The organism is Vibrio sp. OPT46 (genome assembly GCF_015163535.1).
Lineage (GTDB): Bacteria > Pseudomonadota > Gammaproteobacteria > Enterobacterales > Vibrionaceae > Vibrio > Vibrio alginolyticus.
Map to the genome: position 1 here is coordinate 32,320 of NZ_JADDYG010000160.1, position 7,968 is coordinate 40,287.

9 protein-coding genes are annotated in these 7,968 nt (G+C 41.8%); 8 read left to right on the plus strand and 1 reads right to left on the minus strand.

Annotated elements, in window-relative coordinates:
- The 5 genes from IQR33_RS06900 to IQR33_RS06920 all read left to right on the plus strand — a co-directional run.
- On the plus strand, positions 1-1,584 hold a 1,584-nt coding region (locus tag IQR33_RS06900; RefSeq protein WP_228013783.1), incomplete at its 5' end, for a phosphoethanolamine transferase.
- 123 nt (positions 1,585-1,707) lie between these two features.
- Positions 1,708-2,640, plus strand: coding sequence for a Gfo/Idh/MocA family protein (locus IQR33_RS06905; protein ID WP_193837918.1), 933 nt, complete (start codon positions 1,708-1,710; stop codon positions 2,638-2,640).
- A gap of 218 nt (positions 2,641-2,858) precedes the next feature.
- Complete coding sequence (locus tag IQR33_RS06910) at positions 2,859-3,290, plus strand: YccF domain-containing protein (RefSeq protein ID WP_005373685.1); 432 nt, start codon at positions 2,859-2,861, stop codon at positions 3,288-3,290.
- A gap of 692 nt (positions 3,291-3,982) precedes the next feature.
- The gene (locus IQR33_RS06915; protein ID WP_193843604.1) at positions 3,983-4,321 is read left to right on the plus strand and encodes a hypothetical protein; all 339 of its coding nucleotides are present in this window, start codon (positions 3,983-3,985) and stop codon (positions 4,319-4,321) included.
- A gap of 257 nt (positions 4,322-4,578) precedes the next feature.
- Entirely contained in the window at positions 4,579-5,427 is an 849-nt protein-coding gene (locus IQR33_RS06920) for a patatin-like phospholipase family protein (RefSeq protein WP_053349290.1), read from the plus strand.
- 142 nt (positions 5,428-5,569) lie between these two features.
- On the opposite strand, the gene IQR33_RS06925 is transcribed toward IQR33_RS06920, so the two are convergent.
- Complete coding sequence (locus IQR33_RS06925; RefSeq protein WP_064369375.1) at positions 5,570-6,418, minus strand: pirin family protein; 849 nt, start codon at positions 6,416-6,418, stop codon at positions 5,570-5,572.
- Positions 6,419-6,819: 401 nt separating this feature from the next.
- Between IQR33_RS06925 and IQR33_RS06930 the strand changes: the two genes are divergently transcribed.
- From IQR33_RS06930 to IQR33_RS06940, 3 genes are all read left to right on the plus strand, one after another.
- Positions 6,820-7,029 carry a cold-shock protein gene (locus IQR33_RS06930; RefSeq protein WP_005373691.1) on the plus strand — a complete coding sequence of 70 codons (210 nt, stop codon included), beginning with the start codon at positions 6,820-6,822 and terminating at the stop codon, positions 7,027-7,029.
- 240 nt (positions 7,030-7,269) lie between these two features.
- Positions 7,270-7,479, plus strand: coding sequence for a hypothetical protein (locus IQR33_RS06935; protein WP_005373692.1), 210 nt, complete (start codon positions 7,270-7,272; stop codon positions 7,477-7,479).
- A 50-nt stretch (positions 7,480-7,529) separates the two neighbouring features.
- Positions 7,530-7,670, plus strand: coding sequence for a PA3496 family putative envelope integrity protein (locus IQR33_RS06940; protein WP_017633782.1), 141 nt, complete (start codon positions 7,530-7,532; stop codon positions 7,668-7,670).
- The last annotated feature ends 298 nt before the right edge of the window (positions 7,671-7,968 follow it).

Genomic DNA, 7,968 nt, shown 5'->3' on the forward strand with positions numbered 1-7,968 from the left:
ACTCTCGTCGTAAATATCCCTATTTATAAAGAACTGATCGGCATCTTTACACACTTAGATAATGTCAAGATTGGATTTATTATCACAATACCAATTTTCTTTCTTGCCGCGCTCAATTTCCTTTTTAATTTATTTAGTTGGCCTTGGATCGGCAAGCCGTTCTTTATAATTTTAATTATTGTTTCAAGTATGGTGAGCTACGCAAGCTATAACTATGGCACACTTTTCGATTCTGGAATGATTGCCAATATTGTTGAAACCGATTCGAGCGAGGCGAGTTCTTACCTGAGTGCTCACTCTGTAATTTGGACGCTGATTATGGGAGTTATCCCAGCGATAATTGTCTTTAAGGTCAAGCTGCAATCTCAACGTCACCAATTACTGTACTTCTCTGTTACCAAATTAGTATCGATGCTGTCGTCGCTAGCTGTCATCGCCGTCATTGCCAGCGTGTACTATCAAGACTACGCATCTGTAGGGCGCAACAATAGCCACCTAAAAAAAATCATCATACCCACCCAGTTCGTTTACAGCGCGACCGGGTATGTGAAGGAGAAATATTTCACCACGCCAGAGCCATATCGAGAAATCGGCACAGATGCAAAGCAGTCAGATAGCGCCGTACAGCAAGCACAGCGCAAACCAACACTACTGGTTTTTGTCGTAGGAGAAACCGCTCGAACGCAGAACTACCAACTCAATGGCTATACACGAGAGACAAACCCTTATACTAGTAAATTGGATGTTATCTCATTTCAAGACGTCGCATCTTGTGGCACCGCGACTGCTGTATCTGTGCCTTGTATGTTTTCACAGCTCACGCGAAACGAGTTTGAACGCGCCAAAGCGGATAACCAGGACAATGCTCTCGATATAATGCAGCGCGCCGGGGTTGACCTCATTTGGAAAGAAAATGACGGTGGGGATAAAGAAGTAGCCCACAAGATCAAGAAAATCGAAGTTGATCGAAAGCAAGTAAGCCCTATGTGTAATGGCCAAACTTGTTACGACATGGCGCTATTAGATCATTTTGATCAGGAAGTCGCGGATATGCACGGTAACCGAGTGGTCGCCATGCACCTTATAGGAAGCCACGGTCCGACCTACTTTCAGCGTTACCCAAGAGACAACGCCTTCTTTAAACCAGACTGTCCACGTGCAGATATCGAAAACTGTAGCATCGAACAAATAGTGAACACATATGACAATACAATACGCTACACCGATCTTGTATTGGCAGAAACCATCAAAAAACTTAAAGCGTTAGAGTCTGAGTATAATACCGCGCTAATTTACATATCGGATCACGGTGAGTCACTAGGCGAAAACGGATTGTTCTTACATGGTATGCCTTATGGCCTTGCACCAGATTTCCAAAAACGCGTTCCTTTGATTATGTGGCTGTCTTCGGGCTTTAAACAAGCGAAGCAGATCAATACCGACTGTTTGTATAAACAAGCACAGAATGCAGGCCAATACTCACATGATAACGTGTTCCACTCTTTATTAGGCATTATGGATGTGCAAACTCAAGCCTACGATAGCAAGTTAGATATATTCAAAGCCTGCCGAGCCGTTTCCTAAATCATTCAATATAGCCTGGCTCAAAGTGTGAATCAGGCTTTTTCTAACAAGGTATTTAAACTCATCGCCGCGCCAAGCGTTATACTGACAGTCCGCGCTCCATACATCGAGATAAGGACTAGGATGAAAATTGGTATTATTGGTCTAGGGGATATCGCTCAGAAAGCATACCTTCCTGTTATCACTCAGCTTCCAAATATCGAACTTGTATTTTGTACCCGCAACCCAAACACACTTGAGAGCCTGGCTAAGCAGTATCGAATCTCAGAGATCTGCCAAGACTACCAGCAACTTCTGCACTTTGGCGTCGATGCCGTCATGATTCATGCGGCAACAAGCGTACACCCTCTAATAGCGGCATTTTTTCTGCAGCATGGAATTCCAACCTTTGTCGACAAACCATTAGCGAATAGTGCTGATGACGTAGAAAAGCTGTACGACATTGCCGAAAAAGAGAGACAGCCACTCTATGTGGGCTTTAACCGTCGTCACATTCCACTTTACAACCAACATATGCCACAAGTGCAGCAAGGCAACATATCTGACTTAAAGTCGCTACGCTGGGAAAAGAACCGTCACCAACTACCGGGGGATGTTCGTACCTTTATATTTGATGATTTTATTCACCCATTAGACAGCGTTAACGTCACAGCCAAAGCCGATCTAAAAGATGCTTATGTAACTCATCAACTTGAAGGTAGTCAGTTGGCGCGTTTAGATATTCAGTGGCAACATGGAGATACTTTGCTCCACGCCTCGATGAATCGCCACTTCGGTATCACTACAGAGCGCGTTCAAGCTTGTTATGCAAACAAGGCAGTTGAGTTCGACTCCTTCGTTGAAGGCAAACTATGGCAAGCTAACCAAGAGCAAAAAATCAATTTGAAAGACTGGACGCCAATGCTAACGAGTAAAGGTTTCCATTCGATGTTGCTCGACTGGTTTGGCGTCGTTGAGTCTGGAAATATTGCTAATGAAGTAGTAAAACGCAACATTGCCAGCCATCGATTGGCAGAGCAAATTTGTCAATATATCGAGAAAGTTGTCTCTAGATAATGCGATTCTTGGCTATATGCTTGATTGAGTATTACGCTCTATACTAAAAAGACTTGCCTTAGGGAAGGCATTCATTCTCTGTTAAGACTACAGCGATTATTCTATCAATCAGGTGAATGAGGGCACAAAAGCACACATCGACAAAACAGACGGTTTAGATTTGTTTTACGCTGCTCTCAGGTATCTGAATCATCACATTCAAGAATAAAGGAAATAGAATGAGAACACTTGGTAACATCATTTGGTTTGTATTTGGTGGCGTATTTATGGGGTTGCTATGGTGGTTTTTTGGTATTTTGGCCTTTATTAGCATCATCGGAATACCTTGGGGGCGTGCGTGTATCGTTATGGGTAATTTTTCCTTTTTCCCATTCGGTAAAGAGGCCATCTCACGCGATGAATTGACCAATGAAATGGACATTGGCACGAGTCCGCTCGGCGTTATTGGTAACGTCCTTTGGTTTGTATTTGCAGGCCTTTGGTTAGCTATCGGTCACGTACTTTCTGCAGCAGCATGCTTTGTCACCATAATCGGCATTCCGTTTGCGCTCCAACACCTCAAGCTAGCGGTTATTTCACTCGCACCAATTGGTAAAACGGTTGTATCGTCAGAAGAAGCTGCAATGGCTCGATACAACATCAATCGTTAGCAAAAAGCTAATGCGCTTTCTATCCTCTGGGCAGTCATGCTCAGAGGGTAACGCCCGTCAAAAGTAAGCCTATAATCGCTATCGCATATTCAATAATGGCTGATTGTATATTCATACCGTCACCTTTACGTTGAAGTTTATCCTAGCTCAGCACTGCTTTACTTTTATAATTAATCAATACACCCAAGTGAGTTCAAGATGCTAGACTCATAGCGTCGTCACTGATTCAAACTCCAAGAACGACGTAACGAAAAAGCGAGCTATCCTATGCTCGAAATATGGGTTCTTTCCCCCTCGAAGTAGAGTTCAACAACAAAAAAGACGAACTATAAGCATAGCCAAAATTAATGCTTTTCGACCTAAAATATCTCACATCAATCAAAGAAAGCTTCTAAGATTTTCTCTTTTTGAGTAAATATAGACAGTTACAGTAGCGAAATTCTTCTCGGTAAAAATCCCCACTCAATCTCATGATCAGTTTTTAAAAAAAACAACAAAAATTCGTTGTTATCTAGAGTAATTATTTTATTTGTCGCAGAGCAATTCCATCAATATCATTTGCGACATCGGAGTGCTAGAGCATTGAAATTTTTAGCATTTATCACAGGTATAGAACGTAAAAAACCTTTTATTACTTATTTTTCTTTTTTACATATGTTCTAACTCAACGTCTATTCAGACAGGAATATACCGTGGATAAATATCAAGCAGCTTATGCTAAACGTCTAGAGAAACTAAATGGGGATCCATCTCCTAAAACGATAGCCCGCCTTTCGGCTTGGGATGCGTTTTTTAACAAGGAGTACGAGCTCCAAGACTTGGAATACCAGCTATCGGACGCTGCGCACCAGCACTATGAACAGTCGCATGCAAAGAGCGACATTAGCTTCAAAGAGTTCAAACGAGCGTTTTATAATGAATCCATCAAAATTTACAATTTAACTGATGGCGCTTCTATCCAGAAAGTATTCACCCCATTACTTTTGCTTACAACGCTCTGGATAGGGTTTGTATGCCTATTTAACAAGTGATCATCAAACTATTCCAACAACGATCAGTATGGGACTACAGGTATGGCTCTATGTAAGGGGGTTAGTTGGCTCGGTCTCCTTCACTAAATTAGCGACTCAATTACCCGCAATTCCATAGGCTAAAAGTGACAAGGGCATCCGTTGATGCCCTTTTTATTCAAAGGAACGCAACCTAGACCTTTGGCCCACTTGGGTATAAAACCATTATGCGTTAAGCTGCAAGCGATTATCCGATTGATAAAGAGTGGAGCGAAGTGATGGAAAAAGTAGGCTCTCGAGCATTGATTGTCGAAGGTGGAGCCATGCGAGGCGTATTTTCATGCGGCATACTCGATCATTTTCTTGCTAGCGAGTTCTCTCCATTTGATAGCTTTTGGGGAGTGTCTGCGGGTGCTAGCAACTTGGCTGCCTACTTAGCTAAAATGCCCGGACGTAACTTAAAAATCTACCTCGATTACAGCTTAAGAAAAGAATTTATCTCTCCATCTCAACTTCTACGTGGTGGTGATATGATGAACTTAGACTGGATGTGGAATGTCACCCTCGAAGAACTTGGCATCGATAAATCTGCGCTCAAAGCTGATTCACGACCTTTCTTTTTAGGCGTGACGCGTCAAGACAATGGGCAAGCGGAGTACCACCTTCCTGATATCGACAACTTGGCAGAAACAATGAAAGCCAGCAGCGCACTGCCTGTACTTTACCGAAATGGCGTATCACTGAACGGAATTCAATACGTTGATGGTGGCGTCTCAGACGCACTTCCTGTTGCAGAAGCAATAAAGCGAGGAGCCAAAAAGATTATGGTTTTACGCAGTCAGCCCGCAAGCTATCAAAAGCCAAGAGGAAAATTCAGCGCCCTAACTAGGAGGATGTTGAAAGAAACGCCCGGATTAATTGAACCTATGTTGACACGTGAAGTTCGCTACAATCAGACCTTAGCGCTGATCAACAACCCACCACCTGGTATCGAAATCATTCAAGTGTGTCCTCCTGAAACATTCAAGTTGAAACGGCTGAGTCGATCGCCAGCACCACTGCGTCATGCTTATGAGTTAGGAATTGAAGCAGGAAAGGAAGCCATCATACGATGGAGTCAGAAGTAGAAAAAAGCCACGTGGATTAAACGTGGCTAACGCAAATTCGATGGCAGTGGATTATCGTATTTGCTTCTGGTCGAGCCCAATATTCAGGCTCAAAACTGTTTTAATTTGCTCGCTAACTGAAAAAGCGAGTAGGCTGTCAAAACTAGTAAGTTTCAAATAACCCAGAGTTGTAGTCTTGGATAGCTTGTTCTATCTCTTCCATGCTATTCATGACAAAAGGGCCATAATGCACCACGGGTTCATTAATTGGCTCACCAATAAAGATCAGTGCACCACTCTCTTTTTCGGCCTGCAATTCAACCCATTCACCTTTCGATAAAATGGCCATTTCGCCTTGATTGATCTCACGACCTTTTAATTGAATACGACCTTTATAGACATAGAGCATCATGTTATTGTCTTGCTCCGTGTTCAAATTCAAAGCTTGACCACCCATCGCTCTCCAATCGGCTACCGTGGCAGCAACACCTGTCTCTGTTAGCGGCCCCTGAATTCGTTCGTTGTTTATAGTCATATGACCCGCAATCAAACGTACAACCCCCGTATTCGGAGTATCAAACTCAGTGATCGTTTCAGGTTGAAAGTCATGATATTGAGCTGGCTGCATCTTATTTTTCGCAGGCTGGTTAATCCAAATTTGGAAACCATGCAGTTCGCCTTCCTTCATAATAGGCATTTCGCTATGGATGACGCCTCTTCCTGCCGCCATCCACTGTGCACCACCGGAACGAAGCTCGCCAACATTATCCATATGATCACGATGCTGGAAATGACCTTTCAACATATAAGTAAGCGTCTCGATACCGCGGTGCGGATGCGGAGGGAAACCGCCGATATAGTCAGCGCGGTCTTCTGATTTGAGTTCATCCATCATCAAAAATGGAGAAAAGCTAGCATGATTGAAACCCGCTACACGGCGAATTTTCACTCCATCACCATCAGCAGTAGGTTGCGCAGGAATAAGCTGACGAATTTCTCTGAATGTACTCATACTAGTTCTCCTAGTTTATCTTTGTGACCGTTTGCAAATCGCATGTTCAATCTATGGCTATCGATAAGGTTCTATTTTAGGTTGATGAGCTAAAATTATGAGCCATACTATTCGTTCTACTTATTCAACTTTTTCGAACAATACAATTTATCGAGTTAATAATGAGCACATTTAATTTATCTAAAATAAATGTAGCTATTTTCTAAACAAGGTGTATAGTGTGCCTTGGCTCTTAGAAGAGAGCTGTTAATGCAACATTTAGTTTAAGTTTCCTCTCAGTAAAATCTTGAATCCCCAATTCAGACACCTGCGTACAACTTCCTCTTGATTGAACATTCAATAGCTTAGAAAAGATCCACAAAACAAATCATAATTTTAATGTTTAATTCAAAGGTATTTTTATGTCTAAAGTAACTGGTTCAGTAAAATGGTTTAACGAAACTAAAGGCTTCGGTTTTCTATCTCAAGACAACGGCGGCCAAGATGTATTCGTACACTTTAACGCTATCGTTTCTGACGGTTTCAAAACACTGACTGAAGGTCAGAAAGTAAGCTTCAATGTAGAGCAAGGTAAAAAAGGTCCTCAAGCGACTGAAGTAACTCCTCTATAAGACTGCTTTTCTTGGTGTAGCATGCCCATGCTGCACCAAACCTCTCTCCTTCAAAAATATTCTTTCATCAATCACTCAGCCTAATTTTAGGCATTGCTTTGTGCTATCTAAAATAAACTGAATAGTACTGCTTAATTTATTATTTATAGGAAAAATCATGTCCTCAAAAAGAACTGGCCGTCAAAGGCATTGGTATCAATTACTTAACAAAGAGAAAATCACTAAAAAACAGGAGAATAAATGTTAGAAATTGAATTTAATTTAGAACAACCTCAAACCTCTTGGAACGCTAAAATACATCAATTAAATGGTGATATTTTACGAAGGCACGTATTACCGAAACTTCTTTCTCATAGCTTCATGATCGATTTTGAATATTGTGAGAAAACGCAATCTGGAACTATTCTCTGTGATTCAGGTTCAAAGTTAGGAAGTTTTACTGTTAACTGATTCAGTTTTCATGCATTAATGGATAATGCAACTAATTTGGAAGGTATCCAATGGCTAGAAAAAGTAAGAAGCAGTCAGAAAAAGACAAAAAAGAGTCTGAACAAAACGCGGCGGCGGTAAAGCAGAAAACTCGACGCCGCATAGAAGACATTATGGAACAAAGAGAATTTGATAAGTTATTCGATCTATAAATGCTCTCTAGTGCTTTCTCTGCCTTTATCGTTGTGCAAGGTACCGCCACCTACCTTTGCTCAAACGAATCTCCACTCTTTTAGACTACTCTTCTAATTACACGTGCCTCTCACACACGCAAAAACAACTGGCTCCTCTATACTCAAGTGACTTGCAAATAATCGTTTCGCTCACAGGAAACCCCGTGACTAATGACAGCTAGGTTATTTGCGTATAGCCAAAGCGATATTTTTGCGTATAATCCCTCTCGTTTGCTTCGTATAACCCCAATGATATGGTTTGGGGGTCTCTACCAGT

Coding starts and splice junctions, on each gene's coding strand:
- IQR33_RS06905 (WP_193837918.1), top strand. CDS start 1,708: ATGAAAATTGGTATTATTGGTCTAGGGGATATCGCTCAGAAAGCATAC.
- IQR33_RS06910 (WP_005373685.1), top strand. CDS start 2,859: ATGAGAACACTTGGTAACATCATTTGGTTTGTATTTGGTGGCGTATTT.
- IQR33_RS06920 (WP_053349290.1), top strand. CDS start 4,579: ATGGAAAAAGTAGGCTCTCGAGCATTGATTGTCGAAGGTGGAGCCATG.
- IQR33_RS06925 (WP_064369375.1), bottom strand. CDS start 6,418: ATGAGTACATTCAGAGAAATTCGTCAGCTTATTCCTGCGCAACCTACT.
- IQR33_RS06930 (WP_005373691.1), top strand. CDS start 6,820: ATGTCTAAAGTAACTGGTTCAGTAAAATGGTTTAACGAAACTAAAGGC.
- IQR33_RS06935 (WP_005373692.1), top strand. CDS start 7,270: ATGTTAGAAATTGAATTTAATTTAGAACAACCTCAAACCTCTTGGAAC.
- IQR33_RS06940 (WP_017633782.1), top strand. CDS start 7,530: ATGGCTAGAAAAAGTAAGAAGCAGTCAGAAAAAGACAAAAAAGAGTCT.